This is a genomic window from Phytobacter massiliensis JC163 (assembly GCF_000321045.1).
GTDB lineage: Bacteria > Pseudomonadota > Gammaproteobacteria > Enterobacterales > Enterobacteriaceae > Phytobacter_A > Phytobacter_A massiliensis.
This window is the reverse complement of the sequence record NZ_HE578945.1, coordinates 1,596,333-1,616,608: the sequence shown is the minus strand read 5'-3', so window position 1 is coordinate 1,616,608 and position 20,276 is coordinate 1,596,333. Positions and strand designations below refer to the sequence as shown.

23 protein-coding genes and 1 pseudogene are annotated in these 20,276 nt (G+C 53.7%); 12 read left to right on the top strand and 12 right to left on the bottom strand.

The features are described 5' to 3' along the window. Positions 1-27 precede the first annotated feature (27 nt). A complete protein-coding gene (locus ENTHG_RS08005; RefSeq protein WP_044179140.1) occupies positions 28-498 on the top strand; it encodes a DUF1097 domain-containing protein in 471 nt (156 codons plus the stop codon). 180 nt (positions 499-678) lie between these two features. Here ENTHG_RS08005 and csgG read toward each other — a convergent pair whose 3' ends face one another. Genes csgG through csgD form a run of 4 tightly spaced genes read right to left on the bottom strand, consistent with a single transcriptional unit; the run spans position 679 to position 3,024 of the window. Then, positions 679-1,512, bottom strand: coding sequence for a curli production assembly/transport protein CsgG (gene csgG, locus ENTHG_RS08000; RefSeq protein WP_044177671.1), 834 nt, complete (start codon positions 1,510-1,512; stop codon positions 679-681). Positions 1,513-1,538: 26 nt separating this feature from the next. After that, positions 1,539-1,955, bottom strand: a complete 417-nt coding sequence (gene csgF, locus ENTHG_RS07995) for a curli production assembly/transport protein CsgF (RefSeq protein WP_044177668.1) — start codon at positions 1,953-1,955, stop codon at positions 1,539-1,541. A gap of 25 nt (positions 1,956-1,980) precedes the next feature. Beyond that, on the bottom strand, positions 1,981-2,370 hold the full coding sequence (csgE, locus tag ENTHG_RS07990) for a curli production assembly/transport protein CsgE (protein WP_044177666.1): 390 nt from the start codon (positions 2,368-2,370) through the stop codon (positions 1,981-1,983). Between the two features lie 3 nt (positions 2,371-2,373). Continuing rightward, complete coding sequence (gene csgD, locus ENTHG_RS07985) at positions 2,374-3,024, bottom strand: biofilm master transcriptional regulator CsgD (protein ID WP_044177664.1); 651 nt, start codon at positions 3,022-3,024, stop codon at positions 2,374-2,376. Between the two features lie 490 nt (positions 3,025-3,514). Here csgD and ENTHG_RS07980 point away from each other — a divergent pair, with 490 nt between their 5' ends. The 7 genes from ENTHG_RS07980 (at position 3,515) to ENTHG_RS07950 (ending at position 7,832) form a co-directional block, all read left to right on the top strand. Then, on the top strand, positions 3,515-3,781 hold the full coding sequence (locus ENTHG_RS07980) for a hypothetical protein (RefSeq protein WP_044177662.1): 267 nt from the start codon (positions 3,515-3,517) through the stop codon (positions 3,779-3,781). Positions 3,782-3,785: 4 nt separating this feature from the next. After that, on the top strand, positions 3,786-4,241 hold the full coding sequence (gene csgB / locus ENTHG_RS07975; RefSeq protein ID WP_044177660.1) for a curli minor subunit CsgB: 456 nt from the start codon (positions 3,786-3,788) through the stop codon (positions 4,239-4,241). A 40-nt stretch (positions 4,242-4,281) separates the two neighbouring features. Beyond that, entirely contained in the window at positions 4,282-4,731 is a 450-nt protein-coding gene (csgA, locus tag ENTHG_RS07970) for a curli major subunit CsgA (protein ID WP_044177658.1), read from the top strand. Positions 4,732-4,787: 56 nt separating this feature from the next. Continuing rightward, positions 4,788-5,117 carry a curli assembly chaperone CsgC gene (gene csgC / locus ENTHG_RS07965; RefSeq protein ID WP_044177656.1) on the top strand — a complete coding sequence of 110 codons (330 nt, stop codon included), beginning with the start codon at positions 4,788-4,790 and terminating at the stop codon, positions 5,115-5,117. 108 nt (positions 5,118-5,225) lie between these two features. Further along, on the top strand, positions 5,226-5,588 hold the full coding sequence (locus ENTHG_RS07960) for a type 1 fimbrial protein (protein WP_052332674.1): 363 nt from the start codon (positions 5,226-5,228) through the stop codon (positions 5,586-5,588). A gap of 101 nt (positions 5,589-5,689) precedes the next feature. Further along, positions 5,690-6,232 (top strand): O-acetyl-ADP-ribose deacetylase, encoded by a 543-nt coding sequence (ymdB, locus tag ENTHG_RS07955; RefSeq protein ID WP_044177654.1) that lies wholly within the window; start codon positions 5,690-5,692, stop codon positions 6,230-6,232. A 127-nt stretch (positions 6,233-6,359) separates the two neighbouring features. Next, on the top strand, positions 6,360-7,832 hold the full coding sequence (locus ENTHG_RS07950) for a phospholipase D family protein (RefSeq protein WP_275404587.1): 1,473 nt from the start codon (positions 6,360-6,362) through the stop codon (positions 7,830-7,832). A gap of 12 nt (positions 7,833-7,844) precedes the next feature. Here the strand turns inward: ENTHG_RS07950 and mdoC are convergent, their stop codons facing one another. Then, positions 7,845-8,993, bottom strand: a complete 1,149-nt coding sequence (mdoC, locus tag ENTHG_RS07945; protein WP_044177652.1) for a glucans biosynthesis protein MdoC — start codon at positions 8,991-8,993, stop codon at positions 7,845-7,847. A gap of 274 nt (positions 8,994-9,267) precedes the next feature. On the opposite strand from mdoC, the gene mdoG reads away from it, so the two are divergent. From mdoG to ENTHG_RS07930, 3 genes are all read left to right on the top strand, one after another. Then, positions 9,268-10,803 (top strand): glucans biosynthesis protein MdoG, encoded by a 1,536-nt coding sequence (gene mdoG / locus ENTHG_RS07940; protein WP_106403200.1) that lies wholly within the window; start codon positions 9,268-9,270, stop codon positions 10,801-10,803. Next, a complete protein-coding gene (gene mdoH, locus ENTHG_RS07935; RefSeq protein ID WP_044177648.1) occupies positions 10,796-13,324 on the top strand; it encodes a glucans biosynthesis glucosyltransferase MdoH in 2,529 nt (842 codons plus the stop codon). Before mdoG ends, mdoH begins: the two co-directional genes overlap by 8 nt. Before the next feature lie 68 nt (positions 13,325-13,392). Then, complete coding sequence (locus tag ENTHG_RS07930) at positions 13,393-13,623, top strand: YceK/YidQ family lipoprotein (RefSeq protein ID WP_421957877.1); 231 nt, start codon at positions 13,393-13,395, stop codon at positions 13,621-13,623. On the opposite strand, the gene ENTHG_RS07925 is transcribed toward ENTHG_RS07930, so the two are convergent. The 3 genes from ENTHG_RS07925 to ENTHG_RS07915 form a co-directional block, all read right to left on the bottom strand. Continuing rightward, a complete protein-coding gene (locus ENTHG_RS07925; protein ID WP_044177646.1) occupies positions 13,624-13,998 on the bottom strand; it encodes a MysB family protein in 375 nt (124 codons plus the stop codon). Between the two features lie 81 nt (positions 13,999-14,079). Then, on the bottom strand, positions 14,080-15,330 hold the full coding sequence (gene mdtG / locus ENTHG_RS07920; protein WP_044177644.1) for a multidrug efflux MFS transporter MdtG: 1,251 nt from the start codon (positions 15,328-15,330) through the stop codon (positions 14,080-14,082). 235 nt (positions 15,331-15,565) lie between these two features. Beyond that, entirely contained in the window at positions 15,566-16,486 is a 921-nt protein-coding gene (locus ENTHG_RS07915) for a Kdo(2)-lipid IV(A) acyltransferase (protein ID WP_044177642.1), read from the bottom strand. 217 nt (positions 16,487-16,703) lie between these two features. Between ENTHG_RS07915 and trhO the strand changes: the two genes are divergently transcribed. Next, positions 16,704-17,753: an oxygen-dependent tRNA uridine(34) hydroxylase TrhO gene (gene trhO / locus ENTHG_RS07910; protein ID WP_044177638.1), complete on the top strand. Its 1,050-nt coding sequence runs from the start codon at positions 16,704-16,706 to the stop codon at positions 17,751-17,753. A 37-nt stretch (positions 17,754-17,790) separates the two neighbouring features. Here trhO and ENTHG_RS07905 read toward each other — a convergent pair whose 3' ends face one another. From ENTHG_RS07905 to solA, 4 genes and pseudogenes are all read right to left on the bottom strand, one after another. Next, a complete protein-coding gene (locus tag ENTHG_RS07905; RefSeq protein WP_044177636.1) occupies positions 17,791-18,366 on the bottom strand; it encodes a YceI family protein in 576 nt (191 codons plus the stop codon). A 2-nt stretch (positions 18,367-18,368) separates the two neighbouring features. Further along, positions 18,369-18,935, bottom strand: coding sequence for a cytochrome b (locus ENTHG_RS07900; protein WP_044177634.1), 567 nt, complete (start codon positions 18,933-18,935; stop codon positions 18,369-18,371). A gap of 269 nt (positions 18,936-19,204) precedes the next feature. Further along, positions 19,205-19,318: a YceO family protein gene (locus tag ENTHG_RS07895; protein ID WP_044177633.1), complete on the bottom strand. Its 114-nt coding sequence runs from the start codon at positions 19,316-19,318 to the stop codon at positions 19,205-19,207. A gap of 109 nt (positions 19,319-19,427) precedes the next feature. Beyond that, a pseudogene (gene solA, locus ENTHG_RS07890) lies at positions 19,428-20,227 on the bottom strand (N-methyl-L-tryptophan oxidase). Positions 20,228-20,276: the final 49 nt, after the last annotated feature.

Sequence of the window (20,276 nt, the reverse complement as noted above, 5' to 3'; positions counted from 1 at the left end):
TGGCGGGTATCTGCTAAGATGCCCGCCATGAACACACTTATCGCTATTGCATTAACAACGGGTATTCTGTCCGGGCTCTGGGGCTGGGTTGCGGTGTCGCTCGGTCTTATTGGCTGGGCGGGCTTTCTCGGCTGCACCGCCTATTTCGCCTGCCCACAGGGCGGGCTGAAAGGGCTGTTAATTTCGGCATGTACGCTGTTAAGCGGCGTGGCATGGGCGCAAATCATTATCCATACCAGCGCGCTGGCTCCCCACTTGCAAATGGTGGGATACATGGTCACCGGCGTGGTGGCTTTTTTGATGTGCGTTCAGGCAAAAAGCATTTTGCTCTCGTTTGTGCCAGGCACCTTTATTGGCGCCTGCGCAACGTTTGCAGGTAGTGGCGACTGGCAGCTGGTTATCGCTTCATTACTGCCGGGCCTGCTGTTTGGCTACGCCATGAAAAACAGCGGTTTATGGCTGGCGGCTCGCGGCCAACAGGCTGTGCCTGAGGAATAAAATAGCCGCTCGCGCGGCTTGAGGTTGTCGAAAAACTTGTGAGTGAAGAATAAGTGCCACGATGACGGTAGCCCGGATAAGGCGTGTCGCCGCATCCGGGAGTCCCGGGTGCGCTGCGCTTACCCGGGCTACGCTGTTCCATCAATTCCTGTTGGCTTTGTCAAAATCAAAATACCGCTATCAGGACTCCGGCGGCGCTGCCATATTCCGGTATCGCACCAGCACCTCATTATTATTGTCCGCTTTGTTTTGCAAATCCCACAGGCCTCTGTCGATCCCGTCATTGATAAGCAGAATCACGCCTGTCTCAATCGCCGACATCAGGCAGAGCATCACGGGCTCGTTAGCGGTGTAGCCAATTTCACCTTCCAGCAGCCGCTGGTAATCAACGAAGCGGAATACCCCGGCCTGCACCTCATAAGAGAGGATCGTTTTGCTGGTGTTAACAGAGGAGAGAATCTCGCCGGTGCTGACGTTGACTACCCGCAGGTTGACGGCGATTTGATCGAGCTGATACTGCGTATCGGCGCCGATGCCGAAATAACGCGCCCCCACGCCCCCCGACTTGACGTTACTTTCATAGCCAATGATCGAGCCTTCTACCATGACGTTGGCCGCGGTGAGCGACTGTAACGGGAAGCGGTTATTAATAGCGACGGTGCCGTTTTCCTGCGCGGCGCGAATGATTTTGCGCTCGTTAAGCAGGTTTTGCAGGCCCTGACGCTCCAGCGGCACAAACCAGCGTGAATCTTTGAGCGCGGTGACCAGCATTGACGTGGCGCTTTGCGGTACGGCTGTTGAAAAGTTACTGGCCGGGTAGGGCTTAAACTGCCCGGTTTCGTCCTGAATATTGTAAACCGAAACAAAAATCTTACCCGTGGGCAGCGGCAGGTGGGTCAGGTCGCTGTAGCTTTGCGCACGGGGCAGCAGTGTAGGTTTTGCGGCCTGTCTTGGCGGCGCGGTTAAGCATCCGCTTAATAAACACACGGCCAGAAGAATAAATAAGCGCGGCATAATTATTGTCCTTTGAATAGCGATGCTTAAAAATCGGTTGAACCGTTTTGTAAACCCGAAACCTCAATAGTTGAGGTCCTGCCCGTTTTTCTGTCGGTGACATTGAGCTGTAGTTGCCCGTCCCGGTTAGCTATATCAACAATAAAATCGCTGGTGACCATACGGCCAGGCTTTCCAGAGTTGATATTGGTCAACAGGCCGCCCAGGATTTGCGACTGTATGGCCTGAGTGAAATTATCCAGTGCGGTAGGGGTTTCGATACTGTAATCGTCGTTATAACTCGGGTCTTTATAGGAGTTTTGCGCCTGAGCGCTGTTTAATAAAAACGAGCCGTTATTTGGGTTTCCTCCAAAATTAGGATTACGGAACTGGAAAGTCATATTTCCCGCCCAGCTAAGGGGGGCTATCAGCATTAACGAAATGACGGCGTATGCGATACGCATGGGAGCCTCCGGAAATTATCGTATTTTAGAATTCGTCTCTCGCCAGATCGCCAGTACTCAGTAGCGCCTGGTTAATTTGTTGGCGTTCGATCGCTTCTTGTGTTTGTGCCAGCGCCAGTTCGACGTTCTTTTCAAAATCGCGTCTGGTGGGAAACATAAATGTCTGGTAAATGACATTCTGATTCACCGTGATGGTTATCCAGCTTCCCCATCGGGCGCTTGGCCGTTCGTTAATCGTCAAATTCCCTGTCCACCTACTTTCCCATTTATCACTAAAAGCCCGATAAAAATCGTGTCCGACAGAAGAAACGGTATGATCGGTTAACAACCCGGGGATCTCCACTTCGACGGCGCGCAGATCCCCGGCGGCGAAAAGCAAACCTGCCGCTGCGAGGCCTAACAGTGTATTTTTCATGGCTTAACGCCTGAGATTATCGTTCGCCCAGGAGACCGCCTGCGTCCGGTTTTTAACGGCTATCTTCTTGAAAAGATTATAAAGATGCGTTTTCACCGTATTTTCACTGATAAACAGAGAGCGCGCGATTTCATTGTTAGAAGCGCCAATGCGCAACTTATTTAAAATCTCTTTCTCCCGGTGCGTCAGTAACGCAGATTCGGAACTGTTATAGCGATAGTTTCCGGAGTGGGTGATTAAGTAGCTGGCAAGCTTCTGCGAAAAGTAGCATTCCCCGCGCAAAATCCCTTGTAGCCCCTCCACCATCCGGCGTTCATCTTCCGACACGTAAAAAACGCCGTTGATGTGCGGCCAGTTTTCAATGTCACGGAAGGGATACTCGTCTGGCGTATTCATTAACAATACTTTTAATGCATTGTTTTTTCGGGACAAGACGTCCTGCCAGTAGTGAATGGCTTTTTTGTCTGCTTCCATCATATCGAATAATACAACGCTGCTGCTGGCAATATCGTCAAGAGAACGTTGAATATTATGCAATTTTCCGGTCAGCGACAGGGATTGCTTAAGATGCTGCAACAATGCAGTTGCCTGTAGAGATGGTTTGGTAATTAACAATAACGAGTACTGATGCGAACTTTGGACTTCATTAAACATGATGAAACCCCGCGTTTATACATCCGCAGCTTTCCCCGCCCGTAGAAGGGGAAACCAGAGGTGCTGACAGATGCTGTGTTGCTGTGTGTAGTAATAAATGCTCAACCCGTAATGGGAAATTAATAAATCTACATGAGTACTGCTGATTTCAATCTAGTCATTACTAATCTTAAATCAAGTGTTAAACATGTAACAGAATGTAAAATTAAATATTAATTTGTTAAAATGGCATTTTTTGAAAGTAAATAAATGCCTGTGAAGTTGTACAAGAAAAACCCTTTGCACAAATTTTGTTAGGGTGAATAAAAGATGTAATCTATTGATTTATAATTATAATTAATTTTATTAATGCAATATTCTATTTGCCGATATAGGAAATATCCTCCTCAAGACCCTTATACGAAGCGGTGACGAAAAAAATGAGAGAACCGTGCAGCGTTAAGGAAAAAGTGTTATCTCCTTCTCATATCCCTGGTGCACGGAAGGTCATATGCTGAAGTTTGTTATAAGCATGTGCTGTAACCGCAATAGCAAAAAAATCTTTTCTATTATAGGCAAAAACAAGATTTCTAATTTTTTAATACTTTGGGGTGAAGATAAATATAAAAAATACGACTGCCGGGTGAGATATTTTATTTTGCTGGATGGTCATACTGATTTCCGTAACGCGATGTTAACAAATTATTTAAAAGTGTTAATTGAGCGCGGGGCAGTATTTAAGATTTACTCTTTAACGTATGAGCCAGGTCCAGGGTGACAACATGAAAAACAAGCTGTTATTTATGATGTTAACAATGCTGGGTGCGCCTGGGTTTGCAACCGCAGCAGGTTATGATTTAGCAAGTTCGGAATATAACCTCGCGGTAAATGAATTAAGTGTCGCCTCTTATAATAAGGCGGCAATTATTGGTCAGTCCGGCGTAAGTAATAATGCGCAGCTGCGCCAGGAAGGCTCGAAATTATTGTCAGTGATTTCCCAGGACGGCGGTAGGAATTCAGCAAAAATTGACCAGTCAGGGGCACATAACCTTGCTTATATCGCTCAGGCGGGTAACTCCAATGACGCGAGTATTACGCAAGGGGCTTACGGCAATACCGCGATGATTATCCAGAAAGGATCGGGTAACAAAGCGAACATTACGCAATACGGTTCACAGAAAACAGCAGTTGTTGTGCAAAGACAGTCGCAAATGGCGATACGCGTCATTCAACGTTGATGGCTTTGCGGCTTTTAAATCAATCCGATGGGGGTTTACCATGAACTTTTTCAAAGTGGCAACTTTAGCAGCAGTCGTTGTTTCCGCCAGCGCATTTGCAGGCAGCGTTCCGCAGTATCCTGGTCACGGTGGTGGTAACGGCAATAATAATGGTCCGGATTCAACCCTGAGCATTTACCAGACCGGTAGCAGCAACTCCGCTCTGGCGCTGCAAACAGATGCCCGTGATTCAGAAATCACTGTCCGTCAGAATGGCTCAAGCAACGGCGCTGACGTTGGACAGGGTTCTGACGACAGCACCATCAGCCTGTCACAAAATGGTTTCCGCAACAGCGCGACCATCGATCAGTGGAACAGCCGTGACTCTGAAATCACTGTGAGCCAGTACGGCGGCGGCAACGGCGCGCTGGTTAACCAGACCGCATCCGGCTCGTCTGTTAACGTACAGCAGGTTGGTTTCGGCAACAACGCGACGGCTAACCAGTACTAATCGAAAGATTCAAAAAAGAGACAGGGCTTCGGCCCTGTTTCTTTATTGGAGGCACCATGCATACCCTTATTCTTCTTGCCGCGCTCTCCAGCCATATAACGTTCAATACCACCCGTGACGGCGAGCTATACACTATCACGCCACAGGTTCTGCTTGCCGAGGATTGCCTGTGCCAGGTTCAGATCCTTGCCAAACGCCGTGGCCAGTCCGGCGACAGCACCACGCAACAGCGCAAAACCTACCACTTTGTTGCCAATAAACCGACCGATTTGATGCGTTTAACCCTTAATATCGCGCCCCGAGATAGTGTGGATATCCAGGTAACAGTCAGTGATGGTCAGGCACTGCACCTCTCCCAGCGCTGGACTTCGACGGAAATGTTATGAATTATTCATTAAATGAATGAATAATAAAAAATTAATAATGTTTAAATGATGTTAACAACAATGATTTAATGTATATATACTGCTGACGTCTGCCCACAGAAAGGCGTTGTGCAGCGCCGCTCCAGGCCTGCGCAAATAAAGATACTCATTCTTGAGGTAAATATGTCAGTCCCTAAAAAGTTGCTTCTTACCGTCGCTTTGTTATGCGCTGGTGTGAGCACTCATGTCGCCGCGGAATCCGGAGGAACGATTCATTTCGTCGGCATGATTGTTGAACCACCGTGTGACGTTAACGTCGATTATCGCCATGTTGTTATGGCATGTGACCGCCAGGGAGAGGCACAAACACAACAATTCTCATTGGATGAGTTAGCGCAAGGGCAGGGTGGATACGATAATCTCGCCACCATGCAGCTCAGCTACGTCAACCCGCAGCACACGTTGGCCGTACTGAACGTCAATTACAATTAAATCCTGTTCTCAGGCCCGCAGTAACAGTGTTGCTGACGGGCCTGCTTATTTTCGCCAGCACCTGCGCTACACTAAAAAGAAACAGCATCAGGAGGCAGTACATGCAACCACAAATGCAGGTAATTCAGGGCGATATCACCACACTCACTGTGGACGTCATTGTTAACGCGGCCAATTCTTCACTTTTAGGCGGCGGCGGCGTTGACGGCGCAATCCACCGGGCCGCGGGGCCATCGCTGCTTGAGGATTGCAAGCGGGTGCGTCAGCAGCAGGGGGAATGCCCGGCCGGGCATGCGGTGATTACCGGGGCCGGGAATCTTCCGGCAAAGGCGGTAATTCATACTGTTGGGCCCGTCTGGCGCGGCGGCAACGAGCATGAGGAGCGGCTGCTTGAGGATGCGTACCGCAACAGTCTGCGACTGGCTGATGACAATAATTTCACATCCATTGCTTTTCCCGCCATCAGCACAGGCATCTATGGCTATCCTAAAGCCGCCGCCGCTGAAATCGCGGTCAACACCGTAGCGGCCTATTTGCGCGGATATACCCGGCTGGAAAAGGTGATTTTCGTCTGCTTTGACAGCGACAATGCGGCCCTTTATCAGCGTCTGCTGGCCCAGCGCGGCACGCCAACGGGCGAATAACGGTTTTTCACCTGCCTGCGTTTCTGCAAGGATGACCCCCGATAGTCAGATTTATCGTGCCTTTCAGATTAACCCACCCACCTGATGGCGAACCGGCAGATATACTTGAGCTGCTATGACAATAAAAATGCCCGAAGAATCGACCTGGCTTTCAGATGAGATGCCGACTCCGCCGCCGCGAACGCGGCTGGAGCGTGCCGTTACGCCGCTCTGCGATGCGCACCCTGACCTCTGCGGACTGGTGGCGCTTGACGATAGCCTTGACGCTTTCGTCGCCCGTTACCGGCTGGCGGAAATGGCCCAGCGTACGCTGGATGTGCAGTATTACATCTGGGAGGATGACATGTCCGGGCGCCTGCTGCTGCTGGCGCTGCTGGAGGCCGCCGACCGTGGGGTGCAGGTGCGTCTGCTGCTGGATGATAACAACACTAACGGTATGGACGACACGCTGCGCCAGCTCAACGCTCATCCGCGTATTGAGGTGCGGTTGTTCAATCCTTTCTCTTTTCGTACCCTGCGCGCGCTTGGCTACCTGACCGACTTTGCCCGTCTCAACCGCCGCATGCACAATAAAAGTTTTACCGTAGATGGCGTGGTGACCCTGGTCGGCGGGCGCAATATTGGCGACGCCTACTTTGGCGCGGGCGAAGAGCCCCTGTTTACCGACCTTGATGTCATGGCTATCGGACCGGTGGTCAACGAGGTCAGCGAGGATTTTGAACGCTACTGGGAGAGCGAGTGCGTCTCTGCGCTGCAAAATGTGCTGGATATTGCCGGCGATGAGATTGCCGGGCGCATTCGTATGCCCGACCACTGGTATGAAGATATCACCGCCGCGCGCTACAAAAACAAACTTGATTCAACCGCCTTTGCCAGCCAGCTTGAAGAGGGCACGTTGCCGATTATCTGGGCGAAAACGCGCCTGTTAAGCGACGATCCGCGTAAAGGACAGGGGAAGGCCCGTCTGCACACGCTTCTTCCGCAACGTCTGAGTAATGTGATGGGCATGCCGGAACGGCAGGTTGATCTTATCGCCTCCTATTTTGTTCCTGGCCGTGCGGGGGTAGCGCAGCTACTGCGGCTGGTACGAAAAGGGGTAAAAATCGCCATTCTCACTAATTCCCTGGCGGCTAACGATGTCGCGGTTGTCCACGCGGGCTACGCGCGCTGGCGGAAAAAACTGCTGCGTCACGGTATCGCCCTTTACGAGCTTAAGCCCACCAATGAAGGCGTTCACCCGGTGCATGACCGCGGCCTGACCGGTAACTCCGGCTCCAGTCTGCACGCAAAGACCTTTAGCATTGACGGCGAAAAAGTCTTCATCGGCTCGTTCAACTTTGACCCGCGTTCGGCAACGCTGAACACCGAAATGGGTTTTGTCATCGACAGCGCGCCGCTGGCACAGCAAATTCATCACCGCTTTCTGCGCAGCCAGCGGGCCGCGGCATGGCGGCTGCAGCTCGACAGGTGGGGCCGAATTAACTGGATTGAGCTTCGTGACGGCCAGGAGATCGTGCACAAAAAGGAACCGAGAACGCGTCTGAGCCAGCGACTGCTGGTGCGTCTCGCCTCCTGGCTGCCGGTGGAATGGCTGCTCTGAGCCGACGGCTGATTATCGTGTTGGCGCGGGTGCGTCGACGTTTTTACTCTGCGGCTTGCCGGAAAAGAGGAAGCGCAGCAGCGGAATGCGTAAATGCGCTTCATACAGCACAAGGGCCGAGCCAACGACAAACACCAGCCCGGTAATAAAGCCAAGCAGGTTTGAATGGATAAGCGGGGTAATCCACGCGCCAAACAGCAGCGTCAGCGGATGATGCACCAGGTAAATAAACAACGAGGCGTTAACAAAATAGCTTACCCGCGCCGACTGGAAATTGAGCAGGCGGTGACCCAGCGAAAAGACCACGTTGACCATCCACAGCCCCAGTACCATGGTAATGACCGACTCCGTTTCATACATCCAGCCATCGCCGCTGCCGTAGCGCTGATTCAAAAGATACGCGATAAAGGCCAGCAGCGAGCCGACGAAGCAGGCCGGGGAGGGGGTGGTAAACAGCGCTTTGAGGCGTGGGCTGATAAAGGTCAGCGCCCCGAGGAGGAAAAAGGGAATGTAAAACAGCGTCTGCATAACGGTGAAATTAAACAGGCCGTCGCGCAGGATATCCGGATAGACGAGAAAAACCGTTCGCCGGAACGCCGCATAGGCCAGCCCCAGCAGCAGAAAGGCAACGGAAAGCTTGCCGAGGGTGATGTTATCCAGGAAACGGTCGGCATTATTTTTAATGGTTTTAAACAGCCACACGCTGACGGTGGTCAACACCACCAGCACCAGCAGGAACCATAAATGTGAAACAAGCTCCCACACCAGCGTATTGTATTTGTCATAGGCGGACAGGGTGTGCCACTTATCCGCCCGGCCATTCACATACTGCAACATCAAAAACTGCGGCAGCGTAAGCAGCGGAATCGCGGTTAACATCGGAATACCCACCCGCTCAACGCGAACTTTCCACCAGCGTTTTATGGGGTAGCGCAAATAGAGCATGTAAGAAAAGTAACCGGATATGACAAAAAACACCTGCATACGAAAGGCGTGAATAGCGTCATTGAATAGCGTCAACCACCAGGATGGGTGGCTACTGTTTACATGCCACATATGGCTGGAATAGATCAGGGAAAGATGAAAAGGTATCCCCAGCAACATTAACCACGCGCGGATGGAATCGAGGAAATATTCACGTTGTGCGGCTACCGGTTTCATATAACTCCGTTGTTAATTCTCAGACTTTTCGTCTTAATCCATAAGACAAATAATGATTACATTCGAAAGTAACCCTACACTATGTCCGTCAGACTGTCTCCAGGATAAGCACGCAAAACGATACGGCCTGTTTCAGTTGCTTAATCGCTGAGCCGCGATAAGAACAAAGCGGGGATTCAGTTGTCGGAATGCCTGAGTTTCCATTAAAATGGATCGGATCGATTTAAGCACACAAAGGGGGAAGTGCTTAGTTATTATGAAACCTAAATTACGAATGATGAAGATGCGCTGGTTAGGTGCTGCAGTCCTGTTATCACTTTATACGTCATCGGGCTGGGCTTTTTCCATTGACGATGTCGCAAAACAGGCACAATCCTTAGCTGAAAAAGGGTACGAAGCGCCAAAAAGCAATCTGCCCTCTGTCTTTCGCGAGATGAAATACGCGGATTACCAGCAGATCCAGTTCAATCACGACAAGGCATACTGGAGCACCACCAAGACCCCGTTCAAGCTTGAATTTTACCATCAGGGAATGTACTTCGACACGCCAGTCGCCATTAACGAAGTGACTGCCACTGCTGTCCACAAAATTAAATACAGCCCGGACTATTTCAATTTCGGCAAAGTTCAGCACGATAAAGACACGGTCAAGGACCTCGGTTTCGCCGGTTTCAAAGTTCTCTACCCCATTAACAGCAAAGATAAAAACGACGAAATCGTCAGCATGCTCGGCGCCAGCTACTTCCGCGTCATCGGCGCCGGCCAGGTTTATGGGCTTTCCGCGCGTGGTCTGGCTATTGATACCGCCCTGCCGTCCGGTGAAGAGTTTCCGCGTTTTAAAGAGTTCTGGATTGAACGTCCGAAACCCACCGACAAGCGCCTGACCATCTATGCGCTGCTGGATTCACCGCGCGCCACCGGCGCTTACCGCTTTGTGATTATTCCAGGGCGCGACACCGTTGTTGACGTACAGTCTAAGCTCTACCTGCGCGATAAAGTCGGCAAGCTGGGCGTAGCGCCGCTGACCAGTATGTTCCTCTTTGGTCCGTCTCAGCCGTCCCCGGCCTCCAACTATCGTCCTGAGCTGCACGACTCCAACGGCCTGTCGATGCTTGCCGGCAACGGCGAGTGGATCTGGCGTCCGCTTAACAATCCGAAGCACCTGGCCGTAAGCAGCTACGCAATGGAAAACCCGCAGGGCTTTGGTCTGTTGCAGCGTGGCCGCCAGTTCTCGCGCTTCGAGGATATCGACGATCGTTACGATCTGCGCCCGAGCGCCTGGATTACGCCGAAAGGGGAGTGGGGTAAAGGGAAAGTCGAACTGGTAGAGATCCCGACCAACGATGAAACCAACGATAACATCGTCGCCTACTGGACGCCGGACCAGTTGCCGGAACCCGGCAAAGAGATGAACTTCAAATACACCATCACCTTTAGCCGTGATGAAGACAAGCTGCATGCGCCGGACAACGCCTGGGTTATGCAGACGCGTCGTTCTCTTGGCGATGTGAAGCAGTCTAATCTTATTCGTCAGCCTGACGGCACCATCGCCTTCGTGGTGGATTATACCGGCCAGGATATGAAACAGCTCCCGCCGGATACTCCTGTCACTGCACAGGCCAGCATCGGCGACAACGGTGAAATCGTAGAAAATGCGGTGCGCTATAATCCCGTTACGCAAGGCTGGCGTTTAATGCTGCGCGTGAAGGTTAAAGATCCGAAGAAAACAACCGATATGCGTGCCGCTCTGGTAAATGCAGACCAGACCCTGAGTGAAACCTGGAGCTATCAGCTACCTGCCAATGAATAAGACAACTGACTATATCGACGCGCTGCCGCTTTCCGACGCGGAAAAAGCAGCGCTGCCGAAAGACAGCCTTCGTGCCGTGCATGAAGCGCTGGACGCGGAAGGCCATCACTGGAGCCGGGACGATGATTCGCCGCTGGGTTCGGTGAAGGCGCGTCTTGAACAGAGCTGGCCTGACTCTCTGGGGAAGGGCCAGCTTATTAAAGACGATGAAGGGCGTACGCAGCTGGAGGCCATGCCGAAAGCGAAGCGCTCCTCAATGTTCCCTGACCCGTGGCGCACCAACCCCATTGGTCGTTTCTGGGATCGCCTGCGTGGACGCAATGTCCAGCCGCGCTATATGGCCCGGCTGACGAAAGACCAGCAGGCCAGCGAACAAAAATGGCGTACCGTTGGCACTATTCGCCGTTATATTCTGCTGCTTCTGACCCTGGCGCAGACCGTCGTCGCCACCTGGTATATGAAAACCATTCTGCCCTATCAGGGCTGGGCGCTGATCAACCCGGTGGATATGATGGGACAGAATCTTTGGGTCTCGTTTATGCAGCTCCTGCCTTACGTGCTGCAGACCGGCATCCTTATCCTGTTCGCTATCCTCTTCTGCTGGGTTTCCGCCGGTTTCTGGACCGCGCTGATGGGCTTTTTACAGCTTCTGATAGGGCGGGATAAATACAGTATCTCGGCATCAACCGTCGGGGACGAGCCGCTAAATCCGGCCCATCGCACCGCGCTCATCATGCCTATCTGTAACGAAGACGTCGATCGCGTTTTCGCGGGCCTGCGCGCCACCTGGGAATCGGTGAAAGCTACCGGTAACGGCGAGCACTTCGATGTCTATATCCTGAGTGACAGCTACAACCCGGATATTTGCGTCGCCGAACAGAAAGCGTGGATGGAGCTCATCGCAGAAGTACAGGGCGAAGGGCAAATTTTCTATCGCCGCCGCCGTCGCCGCGTGAAGCGTAAAAGCGGCAACATCGATGACTTCTGCCGTCGCTGGGGTAGCCAGTACAGCTATATGGTGGTGCTGGACGCCGACTCCGTGATGTCCGGCGACTGTCTGTGCGGGCTGGTGCGTCTGATGGAAGCGAACCCCAACGCGGGTATCATTCAGTCGTCTCCAAAAGCCTCCGGTATGGATACGCTTTACGCGCGCTGCCAGCAGTTCGCTACCCGCGTTTACGGGCCGCTCTTTACCGCGGGCCTGCACTTCTGGCAGTTGGGTGAATCCCACTACTGGGGGCATAACGCCATCATCCGCGTGAAGCCGTTTATCGAGCACTGCGCGCTGGCGCCGCTGCCGGGCGAAGGCTCGTTTGCAGGCTCTATTTTGTCGCACGACTTCGTAGAAGCGGCGCTGATGCGTCGCGCAGGGTGGGGCGTCTGGATCGCCTACGACTTACCCGGCTCCTATGAAGAGCTGCCGCCGAACCTGCTGGATGAACTTAAACGCGACCGCCGCTGGTGTCACGGCAACCTGATGAACTTCCGCTTGTTCCTGGTGAAAGGGATGCACCCGGTGCACCGCGCGGTGTTCCTCACGGGGGTGATGTCCTATCTCTCCGCGCCGCTGTGGTTTATGTTCCTGGCGTTGTCGACCGCATTGCAGGTCGTGCACGCGCTTACCGAGCCGCAGTACTTCCTGCAGCCGCGTCAGCTTTTCCCTGTCTGGCCGCAGTGGCGGCCCGAGCTGGCGATTGCGCTGTTTGCGTCCACCATGGTGCTGCTGTTCTTACCGAAGCTGCTGAGCATTATCCTCGTGTGGTGCAAAGGGCCGAAAGAGTATGGCGGTTTCCTGCGGGTTACCCTTTCACTCCTGCTGGAAGTGCTGTTCTCCGTGCTTCTCGCGCCGGTGCGTATGCTGTTCCACACCGTGTTTGTGGTCAGCGCTTTCCTCGGCTGGGAAGTGGTCTGGAACTCGCCGCAGCGTGATGACGACTCCACCCCGTGGGGAGAGGCGTTTATGCGCCACGGTTCGCAGCTGCTGCTGGGTCTGGTATGGGCGGTAGGGATGGCGTGGCTGGATCTGCGCTTCCTCTTCTGGCTGGCGCCGATCGTCTTTTCACTGATACTGTCGCCGTTCGTGTCGGTTATCTCCAGCCGTTCGACGGTGGGGCTGCGTACCAAGCGCTGGAAGCTTTTCCTGATCCCGGAAGAGTACTCTCCGCCGCAGGTGCTGGTGGATACCGATAAGTATCTGGAGCTCAACCGTAGCCGCTCGCTGGAAGATGGCTTTATGCACGCGGTGTTTAACCCGTCGTTTAACGCCCTGGCTACCGCCATGGCGACGGCCCGCCACCGTGCGAGCCACATCCTGGAAATCGCCCGCGATCGTCATGTGGAGCAGGCCCTGAATGAAACGCCGGAAAAACTCAACCGCGACCGTCGCCTGGTGCTGCTGAGCGATCCGGTCACCATGGCGCGCCTGCATTATCGCGTCTGGTCTGCGCCTGAGAAGTATCTCTCCTGGGTGAGTCATTACCAGGAAAAGAAAATGAACCCGCTGGCGCTAAAGGCGAAATAAGCCGACACTAAAGAAAATACCGGCCTGAGCGCCGGTATTTTTTTAAGCGGATAATGGCAGGTAACAGTATGGTGAAAATAGCGGTTGTGACGCTGATGGCGTTACTGTTGAGCGGCTGTGGCAGTATCATCAGCCGCACCATTCCCGGGCAGGGGCACGGGAATCAGTATTATCCCGGCGTGCAGTGGGACGTGCGCGATTCCGCCTGGCGCTACGTTACCGTGCTGGATTTACCCTTCTCGCTGGTGTTCGATACGCTTCTGCTGCCAGTCGACGCTCACCACGGGCCGTACGAGTAATCAGCGCTCGTCCCACTCATCTGCCGCCGCCTGGCCCTCTTCGGTATCCAGCGGCGGCTCAAGCTGAAACTCGCCCTCATCCCATTCGTGCAGGGTATTCTCCTCCTGCCACTCCTGGCGCAGTTCGATTTCGTCAAATTCGCCGTCAAACACGCTTTGCGCGGCTTCGCCGCTCAGCAGAGGCAGACATTCGCCGTCATCGCCCTCATCAGCAAAGAATTCGGCCTGCCACATGATGTCGCCATCCTGCATGACATATTTCTGGATATTGAATTGCTGCACGTTCGCGTCTTCTTCGTTCACGGACGGATTATTCGCCAGGAACTCTTCACGAGCGGCATCAATCGCTTCTTCGAGCGTCGCGTACATAGTCATCGGTGTCTCCCTGTGTTTTGACGTGATGTTCAGGGAAAGAATAGTTGAATATGACGTTTTGCAAGCGCCCGGCGAAAAAAATCAGTCATCCGGGTTAATCGTCGGGCTTTGCGAAAGCGGCGCGCTGACCCGCCGCGCCGGGCGTTGCAGGCTTATCCATGAATAAACGGCATTAAACAGCACGACCCCTGCGGTGACGCAGAATACCGCGCGGAAGCCGTAGTTCGCCGACACCGCCGCGCCCAGCAGCGGGCCGGTGACGTTGCCGATATCACGAAACGACTGGTTATAGCTGAACACCCGTCCGGCTATCTGATTGGTTGAGTTGTAAACCAGCAGCGTCTGCACGGCGGGCAGCAGCGCGCCGTCAGCGGCGCCCAGCAGGAAGCGCAGAACGGCAAGCTGCCACGGCGTCTGGACCATTGACATCGGCACCAGCAGCAGGGCAGAGACCACCAGCGCGGCAATCAGGATTTTTTCCGGCCCGATACGGTCGCCCAGTTTGCCAAGACGCGGCGCGCTCATCAGCGCGGCGACGCCGGGCACCGAGGCTATCATGCCGCTAATAAAGGCAATATTGCTGATATTGCCCGCCAGTTCGCGCACGTAGAGCGTCAGAATCGGGGCAATAGAGCCGGTGGCGACCTGGATAATCAGCGTGGTAACAAACAGGCTCAGCACCAGACGCGGGCTTTTTAGCGAGGCGAAAACCTCCCGTGCGTGCAGCATCTCTTTTTTGGCTACCGGAACAAAATTTTCGCGGATGCAGAACAGCGTCAGTAAAAAGCAGAGAAACAGAACGGTAGCGGTAATAAAAAAGACCATCCGCAGGCTGTAGGCGTCCGCCAGCAGCCCCCCGGCGAGCGGCCCCAGCAGCGCGCCCGCCACACCGCCCGTAGAGAGCGTGCCCAGCGCCCAGCCGCTGCGATGGCGCGGCATCTGGGTGGCGATGAGCGCATTGGCATTCGGGATGAAGCCGCCAAGCAGCCCCAGCAGCGCGCGTAACACCAGGAACTGCCAGACATTCTGCACCAGGCCCATTAACCCCATTACCACGGCCATACCCAGCGCGGAGCGCAGCAGCATAATTTTACGCCCTTTGCGGTCAGCCAGGCCGCCCCAGAACGGTGAGGCAATGGCGGAGAACAAAAAGGTGATGCTAAAGACCAGACCGGACCACATATTCAGGGCGCTGTGGCCCGTGACGCCCAGCGACTCGACATACAGCGGCAGAAAGGGCATAACGAGGCTAAATGCCGCGCCAGTGAGAAAACAGCCAATCCACGCAACGGTAAGGTTACGTTTCCAGTTTATGGGAGCAGAAGATGACATGATGGTTCACGCTACGCGCGCAGGCGCGAAATTATTCAGAGAAAAATTAATGAGCCTGCTAATTATGCGCCTGCGTGATGATTGCTGCAACGGTAAGCATGTGTCATTTTGCTACAAAAAGCGGCCCCGGTAGAGCCGCTTGAGGATGTTGACAAACCCAGGGGTGACAAAAGAGCGGCATAATGACGGTAGCCCGGATAAGGCGTTTCGCCGCATCCGGGAACGGCTTTGCGCATCAGTAACGTGAAGGGACGCCCTGCGGACGGGTTTTAAAGCGGCGGTGCAGCCACATGTACTGCTCCGGGGCCATTAAAATGCAGCGCTCCACCACTTTGTTCATCCAGGCGGCGGTCTCTTCGGCGCTCTCCAGCGGCGGCGAGGTTTCGCCTTCCAGCATGATCAGTTCATAGCCTTTGCCGTCTGGCTTGCGACGCGGCACGAAAGGCACGAGGCAGGCTTTTGACATCCGGGCCAGCATCCAGGTCCCGGACGTGGTCGCAGTCTGCTCGACGGCGAAAAACGGCACGAATACGCTGGCGCGCGGGCCGTAGTCATGGTCCGGCGCATACCACACCACGTCGCCATTCTTAAGCGCTCTTACCATGCCTTTGAGATCTTTGCGATCGATCATGGTCTTATTGGAGCGTAACCGCCCCCAGGTTTGCAGCCAGTCCAGCAGCGGGTTGTCGTTAGGGCGGTAGACGCCAATGCCGGGAATATGCATCCCGAACACGCGGGCCCCCAGCTCCAGGGTCAGGAAATGAACGCCGATCAACAAAATGCCTTTACCCTCGGCGAAATGCATTTTGGTGTTGTCCATACCCTGCACATCCACCCAGCGGGCGATACGCTTGTCCGGCCAGAACCATGCCATGCCGGTTTCCATAACGCCCATTCCCACCGAGGCGAAGTTTTTTTCCACCAGTTGCTGCCGTTCATTTTCCGGCATATCGGGAAAACAGAGCTCAAGGTTACGGTGGGCAATACGCACCCGGCGCTTCATAAAGCGCATCGCCAGACGGCCAATGCCGCAGCCCAGGCGGTAGATAACGGGGTAAGGAAGTTGAACCACCAGCCATAGCAGCCCGATACCGCACCAGGTCAGCCAGTAGCGCGGATGCAGCAGTGCGGCGGAAAACTTAGGTAAATGCGTCATGTCGTTCCTTTACTCAACAAAAATCCCCGGCATTGTCGCACTTTTTATCCGGCGAACCAAAATTACGGTTAACCGAATGCGTAATCTCCAGGCTGTTGTTATTCAAAGATGATTTTAATGAGGCAAATGTAGCGCAAAATGTATGGATGTAAATTGCTGTTAATTGCTTTATGATGCCGCCCGATTTTAACCACGCTAATTGCAGGACACGTACACCATGCCAGTGTTACATAACCGCATTTCCAACGACGCGTTGAAAGCGCGCATGCTTGCCGAAACCGAGCCGCGTAAGACCGTCTCTTTCTATAAGTATTTTACCATTGCCGATCCGCAGGCGACGCGCGACGCGCTCTATACCGCCTTTACAAAGCTGAATGTTTTTGGCCGCGTCTATCTCGCCCGCGAGGGGATTAACGCCCAGATCAGCGTGCCGGAGAGTCAGTTTGCCGCCTTCCGCGAGACGCTTTATACCTTCGATCCGGCGCTGGACGGGCTGCGTCTGAATATCGCCATAGACGATGACGGTAAATCATTCTGGGTGCTGCGCATGAAGGTTCGCGACCGCATTGTGGCCGACGGCATCGAGGACGCGACGTTTGACGCCAGCAACGTGGGTGACTATCTCAAGGCGGCGGAAGTTAACGCCATGCTGGACGATCCTGACGCGGTTTTTATCGATATGCGCAACCACTACGAATATGAAGTGGGCCATTTTGAAGGGGCGATGGAGATCCCGGCGGACACCTTCCGTGAACAGCTGCCGAAAGCGGTTGAGATGATGCAGGCGCATAAAGATAAAAAAATCGTCATGTACTGCACCGGCGGGATCCGCTGCGAAAAAGCCAGCGCCTTTATGAAGCATAACGGTTTCAATAAAGTGTGGCATATCGAAGGCGGCATTATTGAGTACGCCCGTCGCGCCCGTGAACAGGGGCTGCCGGTGCGCTTCATTGGCAAAAACTTTGTCTTTGATGAGCGGATGGGGGAGCGGATTTCCGATGAGATCATCGCGCACTGCCACCAGTGCGGCGCGCCGTGCGACAGCCATACCAACTGCCGTAACGACGGCTGCCACCTGCTGTTTATCCAGTGCCCGAGCTGCGCTGAAAAATACCAGGGCTGCTGTAGCGAAGCCTGTCTTGAAGAGAGCCTGCTTCCCGAAGAGGAGCAGCGCAAGCGGCGCGCCGGACGTGAAAACGGCAACAAGATTTTCAATAAATCCCGTGGCCGCCTGAATACCCGTCTGGGCATACCTGACCCGGAATAACCGCGACCCGCCGGGTTCAACCCGGCGGGCTGGCGCATTATTTCTGCTGTACGCCTTCTACCGAAATAATCAGATCCACTTCCTGCGAAGCGGGTCCAAGATCGGTGGTGATATTAAAATCTTTCAGACGAATTTTGCCCTCAGCTTCAAATCCGGCGCGTTTGCCACCCCACGGATCGTCCCCCTGACCAGTCAGCTCTGCCTCCAGCTTCACCGGTTTTGTTACCCCGTTCAGCGTCAGATTACCGGTGATATCCAGATCGTTACCGTCTTTTTTGACTTCGGTTGAGGTAAAGGTCGCCTGCGGGAATTTCGCAACGTTCAGGAAATCCGCGCTGCGCAGGTGTTTGTCACGCTCGGCATGGTTGGTGTCGATGCTGTTGGTATTGATCGTGACGTTAACTTTATCATTGGCCGGGTTTTTCTCATCAAAAGAGAAGGTGCCGTCGAAGTCTTTAAAGGTGCCGTACAGCCAGCTGTAGCCCAGATGCTTGATACGGAAGTTCACAAAGGCGTGTTGTCCCTCCTTATCAATCTTATAGTCTGCCGCAAGGGCGGAGCCGGTTGTAAACAGTAAGGTTGCGATAGCTAATCCAGACAGGCGTTTCTTCATTTTTATACTCCAGAGTCAGAAGACGATTTTCCCAGCATGCGTCTGAGGGTGTCGTCTTTATCAATAAAATGGTGTTTGAAAGCGGCAAGCGCGTGCAGGACTGACAGGATAACCACGGTCCACGCCAGCCAGAGATGGATATCGCCCGCCAGATCGGCCTGCGAACCGGCGTCTGTTAAGGTGGCGGGAACCGCAAAAAGCCCGAAAACGCTGATGGGTTTACCATCGGCGGTGGAGATGAGGTAGCCACTGAAAATAATGCCGAACAGCAAAAGATACAGGGCAATATGGGCAACAACCGCGCTGATGTGCGTCAGACGTGAATAGCTTTTTAACGCGCCGGGCGCAGGCGAAATGCGTCGCCAGATAAGCCGGATGACCAGGGTGAGCATTAACAGAATGCCGATGCTTTTGTGGATCTCCGGCGCCTGGTGATACCAGCCATCGTAATAGCTGAGCGTCACCATCCACAGACCCAACGCGAACATCCCGTAGACCGTCAGCGCGACAATCCAGTGCAGCGCCACGGAAATAACCCCATAACCGGATGAAGAGTTACGTAATTGCATAATGCTAACCACGAATATGAATAAGTGGAATTAAAATGGCGTGGAAGAAATAAGATTGCAACTTAAAAATAACATTAAGGATTATTATTTTTTCTATATCAGAAAGTTTGAATGAAAAGGTGGGGTAGCTGTCAACTTCTTCGAGAAATGTTGGCCTGAACAGGCATTCTGGCGGGACGATAAAGGGGGAGGGGGTAGGGAGGTTCTCTTTCAAATATTCTGTCGCAATAAGGCTGTTTTTTAAATTACTGTAAATAAATGTCAATATCTCAGGACCAGAGAATATAAATTAAATCGATAAGCGCAAGAATTGACCACAGCACAATATAAACCATTAAATGCTCACGCACGTTATTAATAATGAAATGGAACAGGCGGCGCATGCTATCTCCAGAAGCCAGCGAATAAAGGCAACGCCCGGATAAGTCGGTAAGCCACATCCGGGAGCCCGGGCGCGCTACCCGGGCGACAGTCAGGGTGTTAACCCGACGATTATCCGTTAAAACGAGACAGCGAGAAGGGTGCTAAATCAAACTCGCTCTGTTTGCCCACGGCAAACTGCGCGGCCACCTCGCCCAGCGCCGGGGCGAATTTGAAACCGTGGCCGCTGAGCCCTGTTACCAGCAGCACGTTGGGGTTATCCGGCAGCGTATCGATAATAAAATCTTCATCGGGCGAATTGTCATAGGTGCAGGCCGCGCCGTAGAGGCACCCGCCGACGCCGGGTAAAAACTGGCGCAAAAAGGGGAAGCACTCTGAACCGTCAGAGGCGACGCTGGCAAACGGCGTGCGTTCCTCAGGTTTACTGATAGGCTGGCCGCCATTATGTCGGCCGATTTTCAGCGCATCATCCTCTGCCGGAAAACCATAAAAATGGGTTCCGTCCGGCATTTCGCCGGTAAAAGCGGGGAAGCGGTTTTTACGCTGAACCGGCCATCGGCCTGGAACCAGGCGAAGACTTTGCGCACCGGTTGCACCGGCAGCGTGGGCACCAGTTCCTTAACCCAGGTGCCCGCGCTGAGCAGTGCTTTTTTAGCGCTGTATTCGCCGTCCGCCGTCACCACCGTCACGCCATCCGCTTCGTTGCGTATTGCCGTGACCGGGCAGTTGAACAGTTGCGCGCAGCCGGCTTCTCTGGCGAGGCGAACCCATGTTTCTACCGCCAGTTCGCTACGCAGAATCCCGGAGTCCGCTTCAAAGAGGCCGATATAATTTTCAGGAACGGTGATTTCCGGCCAGCGGGCCATTAACGCCGCGGCGTCCAGCTTTTCAACGGGCAGGTTCCAGCGCATGGCGCTCCGGGCAACGTTGGCCAGAAAGGCGGAGTCAGCCGGGCCCATA